Origin of the sequence: Nitrospirillum pindoramense (genome assembly GCF_007827955.1) — a bacterium.
Lineage (GTDB): Bacteria > Pseudomonadota > Alphaproteobacteria > Azospirillales > Azospirillaceae > Nitrospirillum > Nitrospirillum amazonense_B.
The window spans coordinates 117,844-139,049 of sequence record NZ_VITR01000003.1; the positions used below are offsets into that span (position 1 = coordinate 117,844).

At 67.6% G+C, this 21,206-nt stretch carries 20 protein-coding genes; 8 read left to right on the forward strand and 12 right to left on the reverse strand.

From position 1 onward, the window contains the following. Positions 1 to 286: 286 nt before the first annotated feature. Complete coding sequence (locus FBZ90_RS05560) at positions 287 to 1,219, forward strand: bestrophin family protein (RefSeq protein WP_145730041.1); 933 nt, start codon at positions 287 to 289, stop codon at positions 1,217 to 1,219. A gap of 55 nt (positions 1,220 to 1,274) precedes the next feature. Here the strand turns inward: FBZ90_RS05560 and FBZ90_RS05565 are convergent, their stop codons facing one another. The 11 genes from FBZ90_RS05565 to FBZ90_RS05615 all read right to left on the reverse strand — a co-directional run bounded on the left by FBZ90_RS05565 (position 1,275) and on the right by FBZ90_RS05615 (position 13,937). After that, positions 1,275 to 1,634, reverse strand: a complete 360-nt coding sequence (locus FBZ90_RS05565; RefSeq protein ID WP_145730042.1) for a hypothetical protein — start codon at positions 1,632 to 1,634, stop codon at positions 1,275 to 1,277. A 143-nt stretch (positions 1,635 to 1,777) separates the two neighbouring features. After that, entirely contained in the window at positions 1,778 to 2,236 is a 459-nt protein-coding gene (locus FBZ90_RS05570; RefSeq protein ID WP_145730043.1) for an SRPBCC family protein, read from the reverse strand. A gap of 72 nt (positions 2,237 to 2,308) precedes the next feature. Further along, entirely contained in the window at positions 2,309 to 3,121 is an 813-nt protein-coding gene (locus FBZ90_RS05575) for an anti-sigma factor family protein (RefSeq protein WP_145730044.1), read from the reverse strand. Then, positions 3,118 to 3,690 carry a sigma-70 family RNA polymerase sigma factor gene (locus FBZ90_RS05580; RefSeq protein WP_338121705.1) on the reverse strand — a complete coding sequence of 191 codons (573 nt, stop codon included), beginning with the start codon at positions 3,688 to 3,690 and terminating at the stop codon, positions 3,118 to 3,120. The genes FBZ90_RS05575 and FBZ90_RS05580 overlap by 4 nt, the downstream gene beginning before the upstream one ends. A 24-nt stretch (positions 3,691 to 3,714) precedes the next feature. Next, positions 3,715 to 4,254, reverse strand: a complete 540-nt coding sequence (locus FBZ90_RS05585; protein ID WP_145730045.1) for a cytochrome b — start codon at positions 4,252 to 4,254, stop codon at positions 3,715 to 3,717. Then, entirely contained in the window at positions 4,251 to 5,381 is a 1,131-nt protein-coding gene (locus tag FBZ90_RS05590; RefSeq protein WP_246130171.1) for a catalase family peroxidase, read from the reverse strand. The genes FBZ90_RS05585 and FBZ90_RS05590 overlap by 4 nt, the downstream gene beginning before the upstream one ends. Before the next feature lie 120 nt (positions 5,382 to 5,501). Further along, positions 5,502 to 7,520, reverse strand: a complete 2,019-nt coding sequence (locus tag FBZ90_RS05595) for a methyl-accepting chemotaxis protein (RefSeq protein ID WP_186455624.1) — start codon at positions 7,518 to 7,520, stop codon at positions 5,502 to 5,504. A gap of 274 nt (positions 7,521 to 7,794) precedes the next feature. Beyond that, positions 7,795 to 8,991: an MFS transporter gene (locus tag FBZ90_RS05600; protein ID WP_145730047.1), complete on the reverse strand. Its 1,197-nt coding sequence runs from the start codon at positions 8,989 to 8,991 to the stop codon at positions 7,795 to 7,797. Positions 8,992 to 9,200: 209 nt separating this feature from the next. Next, positions 9,201 to 12,128, reverse strand: coding sequence for a TonB-dependent receptor (locus FBZ90_RS05605; RefSeq protein WP_186455625.1), 2,928 nt, complete (start codon positions 12,126 to 12,128; stop codon positions 9,201 to 9,203). A gap of 298 nt (positions 12,129 to 12,426) precedes the next feature. Next, entirely contained in the window at positions 12,427 to 13,203 is a 777-nt protein-coding gene (locus FBZ90_RS05610; protein ID WP_145730049.1) for a hypothetical protein, read from the reverse strand. 98 nt (positions 13,204 to 13,301) lie between these two features. Then, a complete protein-coding gene (locus tag FBZ90_RS05615) occupies positions 13,302 to 13,937 on the reverse strand; it encodes an ATP-dependent Clp protease proteolytic subunit (RefSeq protein ID WP_416211127.1) in 636 nt (211 codons plus the stop codon). Between the two features lie 255 nt (positions 13,938 to 14,192). On the opposite strand from FBZ90_RS05615, the gene FBZ90_RS05620 reads away from it, so the two are divergent. Next, entirely contained in the window at positions 14,193 to 14,999 is an 807-nt protein-coding gene (locus tag FBZ90_RS05620) for an ABC transporter ATP-binding protein (RefSeq protein WP_145730050.1), read from the forward strand. Further along, positions 14,996 to 15,775, forward strand: coding sequence for an ABC transporter permease (locus FBZ90_RS05625; protein ID WP_145730051.1), 780 nt, complete (start codon positions 14,996 to 14,998; stop codon positions 15,773 to 15,775). The genes FBZ90_RS05620 and FBZ90_RS05625 overlap by 4 nt, the downstream gene beginning before the upstream one ends. A gap of 136 nt (positions 15,776 to 15,911) precedes the next feature. Here the strand turns inward: FBZ90_RS05625 and FBZ90_RS05630 are convergent, their stop codons facing one another. Continuing rightward, positions 15,912 to 16,427, reverse strand: a complete 516-nt coding sequence (locus FBZ90_RS05630; protein WP_145730052.1) for an adenine phosphoribosyltransferase — start codon at positions 16,425 to 16,427, stop codon at positions 15,912 to 15,914. 257 nt (positions 16,428 to 16,684) lie between these two features. Here FBZ90_RS05630 and FBZ90_RS05635 point away from each other — a divergent pair, with 257 nt between their 5' ends. From FBZ90_RS05635 to FBZ90_RS05655, 5 genes are read left to right on the forward strand one after another with little or no spacing between them, the layout of a single operon-like run. Beyond that, entirely contained in the window at positions 16,685 to 17,824 is a 1,140-nt protein-coding gene (locus FBZ90_RS05635) for an MlaE family lipid ABC transporter permease subunit (RefSeq protein ID WP_145730053.1), read from the forward strand. 8 nt (positions 17,825 to 17,832) lie between these two features. Then, positions 17,833 to 18,630 carry an ABC transporter ATP-binding protein gene (locus tag FBZ90_RS05640; RefSeq protein ID WP_145730054.1) on the forward strand — a complete coding sequence of 266 codons (798 nt, stop codon included), beginning with the start codon at positions 17,833 to 17,835 and terminating at the stop codon, positions 18,628 to 18,630. 20 nt (positions 18,631 to 18,650) lie between these two features. Then, positions 18,651 to 19,619, forward strand: coding sequence for an MlaD family protein (locus tag FBZ90_RS05645; protein WP_145730055.1), 969 nt, complete (start codon positions 18,651 to 18,653; stop codon positions 19,617 to 19,619). Positions 19,620 to 19,660: 41 nt separating this feature from the next. Then, complete coding sequence (locus tag FBZ90_RS05650; RefSeq protein ID WP_186455626.1) at positions 19,661 to 20,299, forward strand: ABC-type transport auxiliary lipoprotein family protein; 639 nt, start codon at positions 19,661 to 19,663, stop codon at positions 20,297 to 20,299. Between the two features lie 20 nt (positions 20,300 to 20,319). Beyond that, positions 20,320 to 21,099 carry a DUF6969 family protein gene (locus tag FBZ90_RS05655; RefSeq protein WP_145730057.1) on the forward strand — a complete coding sequence of 260 codons (780 nt, stop codon included), beginning with the start codon at positions 20,320 to 20,322 and terminating at the stop codon, positions 21,097 to 21,099. Positions 21,100 to 21,206: the final 107 nt, after the last annotated feature.

Sequence of the window (21,206 nt, forward strand, 5' to 3'; positions counted from 1 at the left end):
GGTGTCCACCGCACAAGCCCGTGCGTCCGTTGTATAGGCAGCGATCGCGGCGGGATTGGACAGTCCTGCTGTTTCTGGAAAATTCACTGATGTTATTTCTGTGAGTATTTGAACGGCCTTGCGGTCTTTTGATGTTTTTGTTGCCGCTGGGCCAGGCGGCCGCCTGGCGGATGCCAGCCGCCTGATTTTGCGTTTGGATTTGGCGGTGCCGCGGGCGCATGGTCCACAACGCCGCCAGCCCCTTCAACCCACAAGGCCGGTGGCCCTTGTTGAGGGAAGTGGCGCCATGATCGTCCGGGACCGGCCCGGCCTGCTGCGGCTGTTCTTCATCCTGCGCGGCTCCATCATCTTGCGTATCCTGCCGCAGGTGCTGGTGATCCTCGCGCTGTCTATCCTGGTGGTCTGGGTGCGGGGCAGCCATCCCGGCTGGGCGCCCGCCTTCAACGGCGCGCCCTTCGCCCTGCTGGGCATCGCGCTGTCGGTCTTCCTCGGCTTCCGCAACAACGCCTGCTATGACCGCTGGTGGGAGGCGCGCAAGGATTGGGGGCAACTGCTCACCACCGTGCGCGACTTGGGCCGGCAGACCCTGATCCTGGAGAGGGATGGCCATGAGGAGAGGGAGCCCAGGGCCGCGCGGCGTCAACTGTTGCGCCTGGCCATGGCCTTCGGCCACGCTTGCGTCTGCCATCTGCGGCCGGGCGGCGACATGACCAAGCCCCGCCGCTTCCTGTCGGCGAGCCAGTTGGCGGGGTTTGAGGCATCCCGCAACCGGCCGGACTATCTGCTGCGTCAGATGGGCCAGGTGCTGGCGGACCTGCTGGCGGATGGTCACCTCAGCGATATCCAGTACGGCGTCCTGGACGGGACGCTGGGCCGCATGTCGGCCGTCCTGGCGGCCTGTGAGCGTATCCGCAACACGCCGGTGCCCTTCGCCTACACCCTGCTGCTGCACCGCACCGCCTATCTGTTCTGTTTCCTGCTGCCCTTCGGTTTCGCGGACGTGTTGCACTGGGGCACGCCGGTCATCACCGCCCTGGTGGCCTACACCTTCTTCGGTCTCGATGCCCTGGGGGATGAGTTGGAGGACCCGTTCGGGACCCAGGCCAACGCCCTGCCCATCGAGGCGCTGGCCGACACCATGGAGATCAACCTGCGCGAGGCGCTGGGGGAAACCGATCTGCCGCCCCTGCCGCAACCCAAGGCGCATGTGCTGATGTGAGCATCGGCCCGCACCCTTCTTGGTGCGGGCCGATGGGGTCTTGGGCTTACCACCGTCAGTTCGGGGCCAGCCGGGCTTGGTCCAGGGCGCCGTCCAGGTTGGCGACGCACCGCGCGAAATCGGCGCTGCCCGGTGCCGTGCCGACTTCGGCGCAGGCCCGGCTGTCTGGCATCGGGGACGGGTCGTGGATCTGAGCGTTGGTCGCCGCCTGGGTCAGGGTGGTGATGCAGGCGGCGTAATCGGTGTCATTGACCGTCAGGCCCAGCGTCTGCTGGCAGGCGTGCCGCACGGCATTGGCGACCACGCTGACCGTCACGGCCGGCGGCGCGGCGAAGGCCGACGGGGCTAGGGAAAGAGTGCCCACCACGAGGGCGGCGGCGACTTTGCTCATCAGGGACGGATTCCGGGCGATCATGGCCTGAGCTCCTTTATTTCGGCATTGGGGGGAATAATGGGTCATTCCCGATTGGGGATGCCGATAAGACGCCAGCCAACGGGATTTATTCCCGGCGCCTGATCTTTTTTTTGGTGGCTTCGTGATATTTCCGGGAAGCCGGGTCAGTCCTGCACGGGACCGTCGACATGGGCGCGAATATTATGGGCCTGCACCGTCCACCCGCCCTCATTCATGCGCAGCGCCTCGACGCGCCGGTTGTCGGGCAGGGTGTCGAAGCCGCTTTCCGTGATGGTCAGCAGGGTACCGCCGTTACGCTCCTCCAGCGTGAATTCCACCAGGGTGGGGGTTTCGGTGGAATAGTCCTTTTCCGGATCCACGGCGTAGGGATGCCAGGTGAAGGAGAACAGGCGCGGTTCTTCCATTCGAACGACGGTGGCTTGCCACCGTACATGCTCATAGCCTGGGTGGGTGATGCGGCCCGTGGCCTCCCGGCCAGGCACAAAGGGGGCGTCCAGCTTCACCCGGAACCAGGCGCCGAATTCCTCAGGATCGGTCAGCGCCCGCCAGACCCGGTCCACCGGCGCCTTCAGTTCGATGTGTTTGCGGATGTGATCGGTCATCGGGGCGACCTCCTGGCCCACCCCCTATAAGACTTGAGGCGGCGTTTGGTTCGCCGCCCTGGCCGCGGAATCTCAAATCTTGGCGCGCAACTGCCGTCGGGCTTCGTCCGCCAGGGGGTGCAGCGCTTGTGGCGGGGCGTCGGCCACCAGGCTGTAGCCCAGTCCGCTGTTGGCCCAGGTCACGCCGCCCACGGCGTCCTTCCGGTGCTCGGTCATGGGGGCGTCGCCGTCCAGTTTCATGGGACGGACCAGCATGGCGATGCGGTTGCCGGCGCTGTCGTCATAAAAGAACATGGCGCCAGGCCCATGTGGTGTGGCGACCAGACGCCCGCCCATGAAGCGATAGCCGGCGGCCGACAGGTCGGGCACGGCCACCTTGCGGTCCAGGCGCTGCGACACCCATTGCAGCAACTGCTCCTGGTCGCTGGCGGACATCTCCACCGGCCGCGTCCTGTCGGCGGCATAAACGCGATAATTGTCCATCGCCTCTTGCGTCAGCATGGCCACCGGGGTCATGGGCGCCCTGCCGGCGGTCATCCCATGCATGGACCAGCCACCCACCCCGCCGACCAGCACCAGGGCGACGGCGGCGGCCATGCTGCGCCAGGGCCCGGCGCCGGCGGGGGAAAGCCAGGACCGCGCCCGCTCATGCCGCCGCGCCTCGATCAGGTGGGCGAGGTTCAGCCGGTCCGGCACCGGTTCCTCCGCGATGGGGGCCAGGGCGGCGCGCAGGGTGGCGCGCTGGCCAGCGTACGCGGCCACCCGGTGGGCGGCGTCGGCGTGGGTGGACAGGTACGCCTCCACCTCCGCCAGCCGCCGGGCGTCCAGGGCGCCATCGACATAGGCGTGCAGATCTTCCTCGGTGATGGGGCGGCCGGCGGTCATTTCACTCTCCTGAAGATTCCCGCGCCGAAAGCGGGGCGATGAATGGTGGCGCCGCTTTTGGTCGTTTCATAGGGCGGCGTCCCCTCCATCTTCTGCGACAGTTTCTCCCGTGCGCGGGCCAGGCGGGACATGACGGTGCCGATGGGAATGTCCAGCACCCGTGCCGCCTCGGCATAGGTCAGGTCCTCGACCGACACCAGCAGCAGCACGCTGCGCTGCTCCTCCGGCAGGGTGTGCAGCGCCCGCATCACGTCGGCGTGGTGCAGGGCGTCTTCCTGCGTCGCGGGGCGGGCGATCATGGCCTCGTCGATCCCGGCGTCCAGCGCGACATGGCCGCCGCGCCGGCGGTTCTGGCGGATATGGCTGACGGCCAGGTTGTGCAGGATGGTGAACAGCCAGGTGCGGGCGTCACCATCCGCCCGCCGCTGGTGCCAGCGGCTCACGGCGCGTTCCAGGCAGTCCTGCACCAGGTCGTCCGCCGTGGCGTGGTTCTTCACCAGCGCCCGCGCATACCGCCGCAACGCCGGTATCAGCGGCTCGACCAGCAGCATCATATCCTTCATGGCCATGCCCCTGGGTCCAGGTTTCCGCGGTCAGCGCCGGGTGCGCCAGGCCGCCATGCTCTGGAACACGCCATCCTTGAACAGCAGGCCATGCATCAAGGCAGCGGACAAGTGGGCGATCACCGTAAGGAACAAAGTGTACGCCAGATAGGTGTGCAGGTGGCGCAAGGTGGCGTACAGCGCCCGGTCCGGCGACAGCAGCGGCGGCAGGTGCAGCGCCCCAAAGACGGTGATGGGATAGCCACCGGCCGACAGCATGGACCAGCCCACCAGCGGTAGGGCGATCATCAGGGCGTACAGCACCAGGTGCGACAGATGGGCGATGGCCTTTTGCGGGCCGGGCATCTCCGCCGGCAGCGGCGGGGGCCGGTGGATGGCGCGCACAGCCAGACGGGCCAGCACCAGCACCAGCAGCGTGGCGCCCACGGACTTGTGCAACGGCACCAGCCAGTTGTGGCTGGTGCCCACGGTGGCGACCATGGCCACGCCGATGAACAGCATGGCGATGATCAGGACGGCCATGATCCAGTGCAGCAGGCGAGCGGGGCCGCTGAAGGTGGTCGAGGTCATTGCGCGGGCTCCTTGGCGGCGGACTGGCCGGAAACGGGGGCGGGGAAGGCCTTGTCGTTGGCCAGGGCGCTGGGGGCCGCCGGCTCACCTGTGCGTCGGGTGTAGCCCACGGCGTAGACGGAAGACCGCGCGGCCAGCAGCGGATCGTCGGAGGGTGCCACCCCCGCCGGCAGGATGGTGGGATCGAAGTTCACATCGCGGCAGGGGCCCTCATCCTCGGTCACCGCGCGGTCGATGGTCAGGGTGCCGACCTCCACCCGCTGGCGATCGTCCGGCCAGGCCTTGGTGGCGTCATCGGTGGGGTCGCCCGCGTTGGGCAGGATGATGGACAGGTGCCAGACCAGGGGCCCTTGCGCCAACCGCCCCGCCACCTCATCGAACAGGAAGTCGCGCGGCAGGCTGGCCAGCGTCGTCTTGTCCAGCTCCCCAAAGGGCGCCTCGGGCGTGAAAATCCAGCGCACCAGCCGGCTTTGGCCCTGGTCATTGGTGAAGCGGAAGGCGTTGACGCTGTTGTAGCTGGCGTTGGCGAAGCTGTCGGGCAGGGGGGCTTTGGCCATGTAGTCGACGAAGGCCTTGGTTTCCGGATGCCGGGCCATATAGGCCTGCACCTTGGCGGGGGCGGGTTTGCCGGTGGCGGGGTCGGGCGTGGTCGCCAGCTGGAAATCCAGGAAGGCCTGCGGGGTGGCCACAGGGAAGACCGGCACGTGGTTCAGCGCCATCCGCCATTGCTCCCCGCCCGGCAGGTCGAACTTCAGCGCCAGGCTGTGGAAGGTGACACGGCCGTCACCCGCGTTGGGCACGCCGCCCGCCAGGGAGAAGCGGCCGATGACCGGCGTGGTGGCGTGCCGGAACAGGCTGGCCTTGCTCAGGGCCAAGCCTTGGCCGTTGCCGTCGAAATGGCCCACCACGCACAGGCCCTTGGCATGGGCGCGGCGAAATCCTTCATGCCGGCCGTCATGCCCCTCCAGGGCATTGACGATTTGTGCCGGGTGCAGGTGGCCTGGCGTCAGCCAGCCGCCGGCGAAGGCGAAGGCGGCGGTGGCGCCGCCGGCCACGGCGCCGATGGCCAGCAGCGGCAGCAGACCGCCGCGGCGAAGGATGTCCTTGATCGTGTATGAGGCTGGCATGGGCCGGCGTCCCTCTGATCCATGGGGGATGGATGGGCCCGGTGGTGGGCCCTTACCGAGGTGGACGCCGGCGCCGCCGAATTATTCCGGCGGCGCTAAATTTTTTTTGGGAGAGTAGTTTCAGGCCGCTTTGACCGCGTCCAGGAAGCGGCTGACCACGGCGCGCAGGGTATCGGCCTCCTTACCCAGCAGGTCGGAGGAGGCGATGACGCTGCCGGTCGCGGCCCCCGTGCCATCCGCCGCCTCGCGCACGCCCACGATGTTGGCGGAAACGGCACGGGTGCCGATGGACGCCTCCTGCACGTTACGGGCGATTTCCCGTGTCGCCGCCCCTTGTTCCTCCACCGCCGAGGCCACGCCGGTGGTGATCTCGTTCATGTGGGCGATGGTGGCGGCGATGCCGTCGATGGCGGCCACGGCCAGGGCGGTTTCCCCCCGGATCGCGTCCACCTGCGACTGGATCTCCTCCGTGGCTTTGCCCGTCTGCCCGGCCAGGGCCTTGACCTCGCTGGCCACCACCGTGAAGCCCTTGCCCGCATCACCGGCGCGGGCGGCTTCGATGGTAGCGTTCAGAGCCAGCAGGTTGGTCTGGCTGGCGATGGCCTGGATCAGGTCCAGCACCTGCCCGATGCGCTGGGCGGCGGCGGCCAATCCGTCGATGGACCGCTTGGTGACCGAGGCTTCCTCAACCGCCTTGTTGGCGGTGCTGGCGGCATCGCTCATTTGCCGGGAGATCTCGGTGATGGACTGGCTCAACTGCTCGGCCGCCGCCGCCACCGTCTGCACGTTGGCGGAGGTCTCCTCGGCGGCACCGGCCACATTGTTGGACAGGGCCATGGTGTCGTCGGCGGAGACGGTGAGGCTGCCGGCGGCGTCGCGCAGGGATTGTTCGGCGCCGGAGAAGCCCCGCACCACCTTGTCGATGGAGGCCGCGAACTCCCGCGTGGCCGCTTCCAGGCGCTGGCGCCGGGCTTCCTTGGCCCGTTCCTCGGCCAGTTGCTGGGCGGCCAGCGTGTCGGCCGCCATGGCGTTGGTGCGTAGGATGGCGACGGCCCCCGCGATCTCGCCCACCTCATCGGCGCGGTCGCAGAATGGAACCTCCACGGCATAATCCTTGGTGGCCAGCCGGGCGATGACCTGGCGCAGGGTGTCCAGGGGGCGCAGCAACTGTCGCGCCACCACCCACAAGGTGACCAGCACGACCAGGACGCACCCGCCGGCCAGGCCCAGGCTGAACATCAGGTTCAGCCAAGCAGTCCGCCCGAAGGCCCGGATGTGATCCCGTACCAGCTCCTCGACCGCGTGCCGGGCCGCGACGGCCTTGCCGATGGCCTCCGTCGCCGATGCGAACCAGCTTTTGCCGTCAGTGGGATAGGCTGTCCCTTGGTTGGATGCCGCGACGATGCTGCTGATCGTGTCGTTGATGCCCTTGAGCGCGTCTTCGGTGGCGGCGGTCGCCGCGACGAAGTCCGCGCCATGCCGTGCCGCCCTCGCGCCGACGGAGGCCGCGCTTTGTGCGGCGGCGCCTTCCGCGCGGCCCAGGCTTTCCATCTGGGCGGGCGACAAGGGCTTGCCGGCCGCCAGCACGCCCGCCAGCAGGCCGCGTTCGCGCCCAATCTGCTCGCTGAGCTGCGCCAGATCGGCCGCCAGGGCCAAGGTGTCGACCAGGCGGGTGTCGGCCGAGGCGGGCAGGGCGTCGCCGATGCGGTCCTTGAACGCCAGCATGGCATCGATGGCTCGGGTGGCCGGTCCGAACCAGGCGGCCGCGTCCCGGGGACCCGCTTGGTCCACCGCTTGCCAAGCCGCCTGACGCGCCGTGTCCAGCGCCTGCCAGGCGGTGCGGGCGACCTTCGCGTCCAGTCCCGCGGCCTCTGCCTGGGCCAGGGCGGACTGCCCCTCCCGCACGGCGGCGTCGCGGGCGTCGGCGGCCGCCTTGCGTGCGGCCGGGTCCACTGTGGCCGACGACAGCAGGACGTTGGTCAGCCCGCGCTCCACCGCCATCCGCGTGGCCGCTTCCAGCACCGCCGATGCCGCCCCTTCGGCCACCGAAACACGACGGGCCGCCGCCAGGTTGTCAATCGCCTGAACGGCGCGCTGAATGGCAAGTAAACATGTTAACAATGCCAGTAAACCAACCATGCCAAGCAATTTCTGACGAATGGTCATTCCCAAGTCTCGCTTCCTGAAAGGGGGTTTACTGGATTGATGCGTTTCCTATGAATGTATAATGAAGGGGCTGAAACGGGTAAAAGAAGAGTTAACGCTTTCGGCGGTTTGCCGATCAGGGCAGGGCGCCGCGCCAAGTTTGATCTGGCGCAAGTGTGGGCAGCGGAATTTGGTTAAAGGGGCCCGTCGGCGTAAACGGCCCGCAATCAAAGGATGTGCGCGGTAGGGTGTAAGGGCGCGCCACGTGTCAATGGGCGTAGCCGGCGCACGCTTGCTCCCCCTCTTCACCAGACTGGGGCTGGCCCCGGTCGGTCGCGGCGGCGATGGCGGTCAGCGTCAGCGCGCAGATGGCCAGGCCGGCACCCAGCCAGGGCAGGTGGACGTAGCTCACGCCATGGTCGATGGCGATGCCGCCGAACCAGGCGCCCAGGGCATTGCCCATGTTGAACGCCCCCTGGTTCAGGGTGGAGGCTAGGTTGGGCGCTCCGCGCGCCTGGTCCACCACCCGCATCTGCAGCGGCGAGCCGACGCAGAAGGCGGCGATGCCCCACAGTACCAGGGTCGGAACCGCGCCCATCGGCGTGGCGCTGGTCCACACCAAGGCCACCTGGATCAGGGCGATGAGGCCGAAGGTGGTCATCACCACGGGCATCATCTTCCAATCCGCCAGGCGCCCCCCCAGAAGGTTGCCCACCGTCAGCCCCACGCCGAACAGCAACAGGACATAGGTCACCTGATCGGGCGTGAAGCCCGTGACATGCTCCAGCAGCGGGGTGATGTAGGTCAGCACGCTGAACAGGCTGGCGGAGGAGATGACGCTGATCATCATGGCCATGGCCACCTGGGGGCGGCCCAGCACGCGGAATTCGCCCAGCAGGCTGCCGCCGCTGCTGCCAGGCAGGCCGCGGGGCAGCCACAGGGCCAGCGCCGAGGCGGCGACGATACCGATAGCGACCACCGCCCAGAAGGTGGCGCGCCAGCCCAACTCATGCCCCAGGGCCGTGCCCAGCGGCACGCCCAGCACGTTGGCCAGCGTCAGGCCGGAAAACATCAACGAGATGGCTTGGCCGCGCTTGTGCCGCGGCACCAGACCGGCGGCCACCACGGCACCCACGCCGAAGAAGGTGCCGTGCGACAGGGCGGTGACGATGCGGGCCGCCATCAGCAGGCCATAGCTGGGGGCCAGCGCACAGAACAGATTGCCGAGAATGAAAATGCCCATGAGGCCGATCAGCGCGCTCTTGCGCGGCAGGCGGGCCGTGGCGACCGCCAGCACGGGCGCGCCCACCACCACGCTCAAGGCATAGGCGGTGACCAGCATGCCGGCCTGGGGGATGCTGACGCCCAAATCCTGGGCCAGGTCCGGCAACATGCCCATGATCACGAACTCGGTCGTGCCGATGCCAAAGGAGGCGATGGCGAGGGCGAGCAGGGGCAAGGGCACGGGAGGGCACTCCGGAGGAAACAACAGCGGCTGAACGATGTGCCCCTAGCATCGCCGAAAATGGGTAAGCGTTGTCATGCTGCATTGCAGCGTGAGCCATGCGGCCAGTGACGCCTCCACAATGACGGCCCCGAAATGGCAGGAAGGCGCACAGGCCCTCGGGCCCGCGCGCCTTCCATCAGCCAAGGTTGGATCAGGCCAAGGTGGGATCAGTAGGTGTAGGTCGCGTTGAACATATAGCTGCGGCCGGGCTCCACGATTTCCGGGATGGCGTTCGCCGTGCGGCCGATGGTGCGGTAGTAGCTGTAGTCGTCCAGCAGGTTCTGCACGGCGAAGCCCACCTGCAGGCCCGTGGCGAAGGTGTAGCCGGCCGACAGGTCCAGCCGCTGCGTGGCGCGCAGCCATTCATTCAAGGCGTTGCCGCCGAAGGTGCCGAAGCGATAGCGGACCAGGCTGTCGCCGCTGTAGCGGTAGGACAGGGTGGTGTCGAAGCCCCCCCTGTCATAGGACAGCGAGGCGTTGAACAGCACGTGGGGCGTGCCCTGCATGGGGGACGTGTCCTCGATGCCGCTGCTGTTCAGGTGAACGGCCGCCTGCTGAAGCGTCAGGTTGCCCCCCAGGCTGAAGCCGTCCAGGGCGCCGGGCGCCAGTGTGCGCAGTTCCTGGTTCGCCGTCAGCTCGATGCCATAGACATGGCCGCTGCCGCCGTTCACCGGCTGGGAGATGCTGGACACCCCCGTCTGCGCCACGGCCGACGCGTGATAGTCGGTGCCGCGGTCATAGAGGTAATGCGACAGCGCCTTGTAGAAGGCGCCGGCCATCAGGTGGGTGCCGGTATCCAGGACCCATTCGCCCGACAGGTCGTAATTGACCGATTCCGTCGGCTTCAGGTTGGGGTTGCCCTGGGTGATGCTGATGGTGCCGTCGGAATTGAGCGAGGTCTGGGACCCGCCGCCCAGCTGGTAGAGGGCCGGCCGCATGTAGCTGGTCCAGATGGCGGCGCGATAGACGCCGCCGTCGTCCGGGCGGTAGTTCACATGCAGGCTGGGCAGCGCCTCGTTGTACACGGTGCTGTTGGACTGCCACGACGACACCTGGCCATCGCCCGATGCCGTGTTCCAATAGGTGTTGGCGATGCGCGTGTGCTCGAACCGCAAGCCGGGGATGACCTCCCACCCGTCGCGCTTGATGCCGGCCATGATGTAGGCGGCGTAGACCGCCTCGCCCCCCCGCAGGGTGTTGCCGTTGTAGTCATCGGCCGACAGCGTCCGCTGATAGGCCAGCTTCTTCAGCGCGGCGGACAGCCCGTCGCCATCGCCCAGGGGCACGGTGTAATCGTAGACGCCGGGGATGATGGCGGAGAGCTGGCCGTCCTGGATATAGGGGTTGCTGGCCAGGCTGGAGCCCGCCGGGTAGGGCTGCAGGTCGCTGTAATCGCGGGAATAGGCGAAGCGGTGGCTGTCCACCATCTTGGCGCCGGCCTTGATGTAGTCCAGCAGCCCATCGCCCATCTGGTAGGTGGCGTCCAGGTGGGCGCCCAGCTTGCGCTGTTCGCTATAGGATTCGGTGAACTCGCCGCTGCCGTCGATGGCCGTGTAATTGGCGGTGTTGTTGAAGTAGGCCCGCTGGGCGGCCGTCAGCACGGGGATGGGGTATCCCGCGCTGTTGTAGGTCAGCAGGAAGGGGCTGCCCAGGCCGCCCGTCTGATAGGCGAATTCGGCGTGGTCGGGCGCGGAATTCTGCCCCCAGCTGTAGAACACGTCATAGTCCAGGGTCAGCCGGTCCAGGTGGGTCGTGCCGCCCAGTTGGCTGGTCATCAGTTCCGAGACTTCCGGCGCCGTTTCGAACCAGTAATGTTCGTCGGCGTCGCTTTCCGCGTTCAGGTACAGCCCGTTGGACAGCTGGGTGGCTGCCGAGTAGCCGTCGGCCTGCAGGCCCTTCTGATAGACCTCCTGGCGGATGTCGGATTTGGCGTAGGTGGTGCGCAGGTGCAGGCTGGTGGCGTCGCCCTGCCAATCCAGCGAGAGGTTGCCGCCATAGCGTTCCTGGGTGCCCCGCGTGAACTGGGCGTTCAGGCTGGTCAGCAGCAGGTTGCTGGCCTTGTCCACGCCGGGGGCGCTGGCGCCCTGTTCCGAGGTCGTCTGCAGGAATTCCCACTGACCGACCTGGTAATCCTGCATGCTGCTGACGAAGTTGCGCTTGCCGTAGTAGGCGGTGACATAGGCGCCGAACCGCTTGTCGGGACCGAAGCGGTCCGCCACCTCCACCTGGCCGATGCCGCCGCCGGCGTCCAGGCCGTAGTCCAGCGCCCGGCCGCTCAAGGTGCCCTGGGCATAGACCCGCAGCAGCGGCGCGTCGAAATCGAAGGCGGAGTGGGTGCGGAAGTCGAAGGTGCCGCCCACCGCGTCACCGTCCATATCGGGGGTGGAGGTCTTGGACACCACCACCTTGTCCATGCCGAAGGGCGGCAGCAGGCTCAGTTCCACCTGCCGGCCATAGGGCATGCCCTCGGCCACGTTGGCGCCGTTGATCAGGTTGACGTTGTATTCCGGGTCCATGCCCCGCAAGGACACGAACTCACCCTGGCCGCGACCGGCCGCATCCACGCCATTGTGGTTGCCCTGGCTGGGGGAGCCGGAGGTGGCGTTGGTGGCGACCGCGACACCGGGCAGGCGGGCCAGCGCCTCGGCGACGTTGGTGTCGGGGTTGCGCTTCATGGCCTCGGCGGTCAGGACGCTGACAGTGCCGGGGGCGGCCATCTGGTCGACGATGGAGCGGTCACGCTCTTTCTGGCCGGTGACGACCACTTCGCCGACACCGCTCGCCGCCACGCCAGCCAGCACGACGTCGCTGCGCGCATCCCCCTGGGCTGGGATTTCGACCGGCTGGCGCACCGGCGCGCCGTCACCCACCCGAACCGACAGATCGTACTTGCCGGCGGGCAGGTCGGGAAAGGCGTAGCGCCCGTCCCGGCCACTGACCACGGTGCGGCCGCCCAGGGACAGGACCGCGCCACCGATGGCCGCGCCACTGGCCCGGTCAGTGACCTGACCGGACACCACACCCGCCTGCGCCTGGTTCTGGGCGGACAACGCCGCCAGCATCAGGACGGGCAACAAAACGGCGTTTCCGCTCAAGGCAGAGCACGCCAGCAAAAGGCTCTTAGCCTTCTTGTGCATCGCGAGGATCCCAATTGCCATGATTTGTGTCGCGCCGACCGTTCCGGTGGGCACGGGTGGCCTCTATCGGGCCGAATATTAATGAAAATTAAATTATCTTATGTGAATGACGGGCCGATGACGGTGCCGTGAAGGAATGGCAACACGGTTAAGTCATTGCATTATTGTGCATATTTTGGTCGGCACTGTGGGACCTCAGCACCCTTCTGGGGCCAAGGGGGACGACTGGCAGGCGAGGGGGCGCCGGGACGGGGCGTCAAACTGCTGGCGGTGTCCCGTCGCTGTAGGCTGTTTTCAAGGGGGATTGCAGGCGTCGTTGCGCGGCGCGCGCCATCTTGTCGGCGTAGTCCGGCTGGCCCGGGCCCAGCAGGGGCAGGTTCCATTCGGCCATCACATGGGCGATGCCCGCGTCGTCCAGCGGCAGCCCCAACTCCTTCAGGCGCCAGGCGATGTTCATTTCCTGGCCCCAGAAATAGACGCCCTTGGCGCCGGTGTTGGCGGCCATGGCCTTCACCTCTTTCTCGCGCCCGGCGCCGTGCAGGCCCAGCCAGATGTCGGCCATCAGCGTGTCGCAGGCGACGCTGTCCTCCGGCTGCCAGCGATGGGCATCCCCTTGGCGGATGCTGATCTTGGCGGCCGCCTCCGGCGGCAATTGCCGGAAGATGCCGCTCTGCTCCACCGCCGCCAGCACCTCGGCATCGTATTCCACCACCATGACCTCAGTGACGGCGGGGTTGATCGCGGCGTTGCAGGCGGCCCAGCCCATGCCCATGCCCATGACCACCGTGCGGCCCCAGGCCAGGCGGCAGCCGATTTCCTGGCTTTCGATCTCGAACGGGGTCATGGACATCCAGACGTGGGTCGGCTGGCCTGGGCGGCGGCGCACCAGGGTGGCCATGTCCCGCACCATCGTGGCGTCCGACCAGTAGCCGGGGCACAGGATCAGCGGCACCACGTCCATGTCCCACCGCTCCCCCTTGAAGGGCTGGTAGGTGGGGATGAACAGGGGGCCGTCATAGCGGGGCGCGGTCATGGGCTGGCTTCCAGTAAGGGGCGAACGGCCAAGAAAAAAGCCGCCGACGCCGGTGAGGGCGAGGGCGGCTTCGATCGTCGTCTCAAGGCATGGCGATCTTACTTCAGATCGTCGGCCTTGCTGATGATGTGGGTGACGATGCCATAGTCCTTGGCCTCTTCCGCCGACATCCAGAAATTGCGGTCGGTGTCCTGCTCGATCTTTTCCAGCGGCTGACCGGTTTCGCGGGCGATGATGGTGTTCAGACGCTTGCGCATCTTCACGATCTCACGCGCCTCGATGGCGATGTCGGTGGCCTGGCCGCCGGTCCCGCCCATCGGCTGATGGATCAGGAAACGGGTGTTGGGCAGGCAGTAGCGGTTTTCCTTGGCCGCACCCAGGAAGATGTGCGCGCCGGCGCTGGCCACCCAGCCGGTGCCCAGGACCAGGACGCGCGGGCGGATGAACTGCAGCACGTCGTGGATGCTGTCGCCGCTTTCGACATGGCCGCCCTGGGAGTTGATCACCAGGCGGATGGGGTCGTCGCTCTCGGCCGCCATGGCGAACAGCTGGGCGACGGTGCTTTCCGCGATCTTCTGGTTGATCTCACCGAAAAGCAGGATGGTGCGGCTCTTGAAAAGGCTCTGCGCCACGGGTGAGAAGGGCGCGCCCTTGCCCTTTTCCTCCTTGCCGCCTTCCGGCGCGGTCTCGGGGCTATCGGGTTCTTCGTCGTCGAAGCGGATCGGCAGGGTCACCAGGATCTCCTTGGGAACGAACAAGACGGGGGCCAAACCGGCGGCCCAACCGCACACCCTTATCAGGTAGCGGGATTCGGCGCCCCGTTCAACCCGTGCGTCGCACGGGAAACCCCGCCATGATCGGTTACCCCGCCCGGTCTAGCAAGTCTGGTGTGGCAAAGGGGGGCGTCCACCACTGGCGCCCGGGCCCGTCCCTCGGGTAAAGGTTAAGGCCGGTATCCTTCCGGTATTTCACTGACGCGAGGTCGCGCGATGGGGCAGGGCCCGGCACCCTCTCTGGAACCGCCATTCCTGGAATTGCGGGGTGTCAGCAAGCGCTACCCCAACGGGACGGTGGCGCTCAGCGACATCTCGATGGCGGTGGGCGAGGGGGAGTTTCTGGCCATTGTCGGCGCCAGCGGCTGCGGCAAGAGCACCATCCTGCGCCATGTCGCCGGCCTGGTGGCCCCCTCGGCCGGTGACATCCGCTGGTCCCGGCCGCCGGCCGCCGGCGGGATCGGCATGGTGTTCCAGGAGCCTACGCTGATGCCCTGGGCCCGCATCCAGGACAATGTCCGCCTGCCGCTGGACCTGGCCAAGGTGCCGCGTGTTGAGGCCGACGCCCGCGTCGCGGCCTTGTTGGCCCAGGTGGGGCTGGCCGATTTCGCCCAGGCCTATCCGCGTGAGCTGTCGGGCGGCATGAAGATGCGCGCCTCCATCGCCCGCGCCCTGGTGACTCGTCCGCGTCTGCTGCTGATGGATGAGCCGTTCGCCGCCCTGGATGAGATCACACGCCAGAAGCTGAACGATGACCTGCTGGCCCTGTGGGGGGAGCAGTGCTTCACCGTGCTGTTCGTGACCCACAGCGTCTATGAGGGCGTGTACCTGGCCAACCGCGCCATCGTCATGGCCCCGCGGCCGGGCCGCATCCATGCGGATATCCCGCTGGACCTGCCCTATCCCCGGGACGAGGCCTTGCGCACCGACGCCCGCTACGCCGCCGCCTGCCGCCAGGTTTCCCTGGCCTTGGCCGATGCCATGCGTTCGCCGGGCCATTCATCGGGGGAGACCGCGGCATGAGCGCGCTGCGCCGCTTGGCCCCCATGATTTTGGGCGTCATCGTCCTGGCCGCGTGGGAGGGGGGCGTGCGCCTGCTGGCCATTCCCGCCTTCGTCCTGCCGCCGCCCAGCGCCGTGATGGCGGCCTTGCTGGCCGACCCGGACACGCTGGGCCTGTCGCTGTGGTTCACCCTCGCCGTGACCCTACAGGCCTTCGCGCTGGCGGTGGCGGGCGGGGTGGCGCTGGCCATCCTGTTCACCCGCTCGCCCCTGCTGGCGTCCGCCCTCTATCCGTATGCCGTCATCCTGCAGGTGACGCCGGTGATGGCCATAGCACCCCTGCTGCTGGTCTGGGTGGGGTACGAGCGGGTGGATCTGGCGCAACTGATCCTGGCCTGGATCGTCGCCTTCTTCCCCATCCTGGGCAACACCACCTTGGGCCTGCGCTCCGCCGACGCCGGCCTGCGCGACCTGTTCCGCCTCTATGGCGCCAGCAAGTGGCAGGTGCTGTGGCGGCTGGAGCTGCCGTCGGCCTTGCCCTACCTGTTGGCGGGCATGAAGATTTCCGGCGGCCTGGCGCTCATCGGCGCGGTGGTGGCGGAGTTCGTGGCCGGGTCGGGAACGGGCAGCGGCCTCGCCTGGCGCATCGTGGACGCCAGCAACCGCCTGAACACCCCGCGCATGTTCGCGGCCCTGGCGCTGCTGTCCCTGCTGGGCATCGCCATTTTCGCCGTGCTGTCGCTGGTGCAGCGCCTGGCGCTCCGGCGCTGGCACGACAGCGAGGCCGCAAACCGTTAAGTCCAGCCAACGGCATGAGCTTTAACTCATGCCGTTGTAGGACGCGCGACTGCGTCCGCCGGAGCGAGCACCGCAGGGCGGAGCGAGGAAGCCAAGCGGCCGGATGGCCGCGCCCGGCGAGGGCGAACTAAACCAATTACTTGTCGTAGTTCAGCAGCGACAGCACCGGCACATCCAGCTTCTTGCGGCCTTCCAGGAAGTCCAACTCGATCAGGAAGGCGGCGGCGCGCACGTCGGCGCCGACGTCGCGCAGCAGTTTGATGGCGGCGGTCATGGTGCCGCCGGTGGCCAGCAGGTCGTCCACCACCACCACGCGCTGGCCGGGCTTCACCAGGTCGGCCTGGATTTCCACCGTGTCGCTGCCGTATTCCAGGTCATAGGAATGGCGCACCACGTCGCCCGGCAGCTTGCCCTTCTTGCGTACCATGGCGAAGCCCAGGCCCAGCTTCAGCGCCAGGGGGGCGGCCATCAGGAAGCCGCGGGATTCGATGCCGACGATGAAATCGACGCCCGTTTCCTGGATCAGGCGGGCCATGCGGCCCATGGCGACGGCCCAGGCGTCGGCGTGCGCCAGCAGCGGCGAGATGTCGTAGAACAGGATGCCGGGCTTGGGATAGTCCGGGACGCCGCGGATGTGGCTCTTGAGATCCATGGGGAAAGGCCTCGGGGGGAAACGGAAACGCCCCGGTCCCGGGGCGCGAAATCATAGGGGAGGCTGGTCTGGCATGCCAGCGCCAAGCCGTGCCGCGCTCGTCCGGATGATCCCGGATGGGCGCCTCGCGGCCGCTGCTGTTGACCCGCGACGGGCCTTTCTGTCAAGTGAAGGACGAGCAAGGCCGCCCGGCGCCCCCGACAGGATGGGGGCGGGGGCCGCCGGAGAGCCGCGCCCTGGGGGCGGCAAGGGGTAAGATGGCGGCGGCAGGCATCGGCGTGATCAGGACGGCATGGGACGGCGACCACTGGCTGCTCGCGGCCCAGGGCCGCTGGGACCTGGCGGCGGCGGAACAGCTGGATACGGCGCTGACCCGCCTGAAGCCGGAACGCAAGCCGGACCAAGTGCTGCTGGACCTGTCCGGCCTGTCGGGCATGGACACCGCCGGCGCCCTGGTGCTGGACCGCCTGATCGAGCGCCTGCGGGCGGAGGGGGAGACGGTGGCCGTGGTGGGCGCCACGCCCGCGCAATGCACCCTGCTGCGCGACGTGCGCCGCGCCGTGGTGCGCCACCCCGACGTCAGCACGCCCTTCCATCCCTTCCATGATTTGCTGGAGCGGGTGGGCAAGGGCGCGTTCAGCCTGGCGCAGGATGCCTATCAGCTGCTGAGCTTCTTCGGGCTGGTGTTCCTCACCATCGCCCGGGTGGCGCGCCATCCGCGCCGCTTCCGCTGGACGGCTTTCTTCTTCCATCTGGAACAGGTGGGCCTGAACGCCCTGCCCATCATCGGCCTGCTGACCTTCCTGATCGGCGTGGTGCTGGCTTACCAAAGCGCTGATCAGCTGCGGCGATTCGGCGCGGAGATCTTCGTCGTCAACCTGTTGGGCATCGGTATCCTGCGCGAGCTGGGGGTGCTGATCACCTCCATCATCGTGGCCGGCCGCTCCGGCTCCGCCTTCACGGCGCAGATCGGCACCATGAAGGTGAACCAGGAGGTGGACGCCATGCAGGTGCTGGGGCTGGACCCCATCGAGATGCTGGTCCTGCCCCGGCTGGCGGCCCTGTTCGTGGCCCTGCCGCTGGTCAGCTTCTACGCCGACGTGGTGGGCCTGTTTGGTGGTGCCGTCATGTCCTATGCCACGCTGGACATCACGCTGGGCCAGTTCCTGCGGCAATTGCAGGTGGCCGTCAGCCCGACCACCATGCTGGTGGGCCTGATCAAGGCGCCGGTCTTCGCCATGGTCATCTCGCTGGTCGGCTGTTTCGAGGGCCTGAACGTGACCGGCAGCGCCGAAAGCGTGGGCAAGCTGACCACCCGCTCGGTGGTCGAGTCCATCTTCCTGGTGATCGTGCTCGACGCGCTGTTCTCCATCCTCTTTTCCTACCTCAAGATATGAGGGCGGCGATGATCCAGGACGGCCCGAAGGACATGGCGGTGGGGAATAATGCCGAGCCTGTCATCCAGGTGCATGGCCTGGTCACGCGCTTCGGCCGCCAGACGGTGCATGAGGGCGTGGACCTGGAGGTGCGGCGGGGCGAGGTCATGGGCGTCGTCGGCGGCTCCGGCACCGGCAAGTCGGTGCTGCTGAAGGAGATCATCGGCCTGCTGCGCCCCACCGCCGGCCGGGTGGAGGTGCTGGGCACCAATATGTGGACGGCCGACAGCGCGGCCCGCCGCCGCATCCAGAGTCGCTGGGGCGTCCTGTTCCAGGATGGCGCGCTGTTCAGCTCCATGACCGTGGCGGAAAACGTCATGGTGGCGCTGAAGGAGCATACGCACCTGGACGCCTGCCTGATCCAGGAACTGGCCCGCATCAAGATTTCCATGGTCGGCCTGCCGCCGGACAGCTGCTCCAAATACCCGTCCCAGCTGTCGGGGGGCATGCGCAAGCGCGCCGGCCTGGCCCGCGCCCTGGCGCTGGACCCGGAAATCCTGTTCCTGGATGAGCCGACGGCGGGACTGGACCCCATCGGCGCCGCCGCCTTCGATGAGCTGATCGGCACCCTGCAACGCAGCCTGGGGCTGACCGTCGTCATGGTGACCCACGATCTGGACAGCCTTTATGCCATTTGTGATCGCATTGCGGTGCTGGTCGACCGTAAGATCACCGTGGGAACCATTGACATGTTGCTGGCCGACACGCATCCCTGGATCCATGACTACTTCCATGGCCCACGCGGACGCGCGGCCGTGAAACGCTGAGCAGTTGGGGACTGAAACTCATGGAAACGCGCGCCAGCTACGCGCTCGTCGGCGGCTTCATCCTGGCACTGACGGCGGCCCTGTTCATCGCCATCGTCTGGCTGGCGAAAGTCCAGTTCGACAAGGCGTCGACACCGTATCGCATCTATTTCTCCGGCTCGGTCACCGGGCTGGTGGCGGGCAGCCCCGTGCGCTATCGCGGCGTGGCGGTGGGCCGCGTCACCGACATCCGCATCGACCCCGGCAATGTGGAACGCATCGAGGTGAAGGTGGAGGTGCCGAAGGACACCCCCATCAAGTCCGACGCCGTGGCCTCGCTGGAACCGGTGGGCGTCACTGGCGGCGTCTATGTCGAGATCGCCGGTGGCAGCCAGGAGGCGCCGCTGCTGCGCGAGACGCAGAACAACGTGGATGTCCCCGTCATCCCCTCGCGTCCCAGCAACATCGCCTCCCTGTTGCAGGAGGCGCCGCACCTGCTGGAAAACCTGATCAAGCTGTCGGACAGCCTGGCGGGCTTCATGACACCCGACAACCAGAAGGCCTTCGCCTCCATGCTGGCCAACCTGGCCTCCACCGCCGGTGCCGCCAACGGCACGGTGCAGGACGCCGGCCACCTGGTGAATGAGCTGCGGGGCAGCGTGCGCCAGATCAGCCAGCAGACCGAGGCGCTGCTGGTCGACACCCGCGCCACGGTGAACACGGTGGGCAGCGACGCCAAGCGCATCAGCGGCAACCTGAACCAGTCGGCGGAGGATGTTAAGGTTCTGACCCGCAACCTGAACCAGACGGTGGAACAGCTCCGCGGCATGGTGGAGGAGAATCGCGGTCCCATCCGCGACTTCACCTCCAGCGGTCTTTACGACTTGACCCAGCTCATCGGCGACCTGCGTACGCTCAGCAATAATCTGTCGCGGGTGACCAACCGCATTGAGAACGATCCGTCCGGCTTCCTCTTCGGTGGCCGGCAGCGTGGCGTGGAGGTGAAATGAGGGGGGCCGGAAAGGGAGCGTTGACGGGGAGGCGGGGGGCATTGACGCGCCGACGCCTGCTGTCGCGCGGCATGGGCCTGGTGGGCGGCGGTCTGGCGCTGGGGGCGCTGCCGGCCTGCTCCATCTTCGAAAGCCCGCCGCACGTGGTGCGCCTGACGGCGGCGCGAGAGTTCTCACCCGCCCCGCCGGTGGGCTGGCAGTTGCTGGTGGGCGTGCCGGTCACCACCTCCGTCCTCAACACCAGCCGGGTTCCGCTGCGGCAGATGGAGGCCGGCTTCGGCTATTTCGACGCCGAATGGCAGGACCCGCTGCCGGAAATGCTGCAGGGGCTGCTGATCGAGTCCTTCGAGTATTCCGGCCGTATCACGGGCGTCGCGCGCGAGGGATCGGGCCTGCGCGCCGATTATGTGCTGCTGACCGACATCCGTGACTTCCAGGCCGAATATCCCCACGCGACCGTGGAGGATGTGCCGACCGTTCATGTCCGGGTCGAGTGCAAGATGGTGACCTTGCCCCGGCGCACCATCCAGGAAAGCCAAGGCTTTGAGATCAGGGTGCCGGCCAAGGGCACTGGCTTCACCGCCGTGCTGGCCGCGTATGACGAGGCCTTCCACCTGCTGGCCCGCCAGGTGGCCGAATGGGCCTTGCAGCCCGGACGGCGCGCCGGCGGCGGCGTCTGACGCGGGAAGGAACCAGCCCCATGCCCTTCCTCCGTGGGGCCGACAGCGACGCTTCCGCCATCGACGGAATGCCGCCCGAAACCTTGACCCGGCTGGTCGAAGCGGCGCGGGAGGTGACGCTGTGCGCGCGGGTGCTGGCGAAGACCGGCGATACCGTGCTGAGCGAGGCGATGCAGGACGCCGTGCCGCCGTTCGTTCCGTGGCAGCACCATCCGCCCGGCGACGTTTACGACAGCGAATACCACGCCCAATTCTACTTCCACGCCCATCCGGAGTCGGAACTGGTTGGGGAGGAGGTGGGGCACTTTCACACCTTTATGCGGCCGTTGGGCATGCCCGACGGGGTGACGCCCGCGCCCCTGCCGGATCTTCAGCCCGATGCTGACGGCAACGGCGCCCTCAGTCACCTGGTGGGTATTTCCGTCGATGGCATGGGCCGGGTGACGCGGCTGTTCACCACCAACCGGTGGGTGACGGGAGAAACCTGGTACGCCGCCGAGGATGTCGTGCGCATGCTGGAGGGGTTCCAGATCGACCATGCGCGGCCGTCCTGGCCGCTCAACCGCTGGATCACAGCGATGGTCAGCCTCTACCGCGATGAAATCGCTGACCTTTTGCGGGAACGGGACGCGACGGTCGCGTGCTGGCAGGCGGATCACCCGGGCAGTTACGTCTATGACGACCGCGCCTTGGAAGTGACCTCCGAACGCTCGGTGGATGTCGAGGGACGCGTCCAGGAACTGGAGCGCGCGCTGCGCCGCCGCAATCGGCGGCGGTCCGCCGCCGCCGACCCGGCCTAGCGCCCCCCCGGGGGCGGCACCCTGGGACAAGGCGCGGAATATCACCCAAATGGCGTTGGCCAAGATGGGGAAGGCTGTATTATTAATGACAGTGGTGACCCGATACC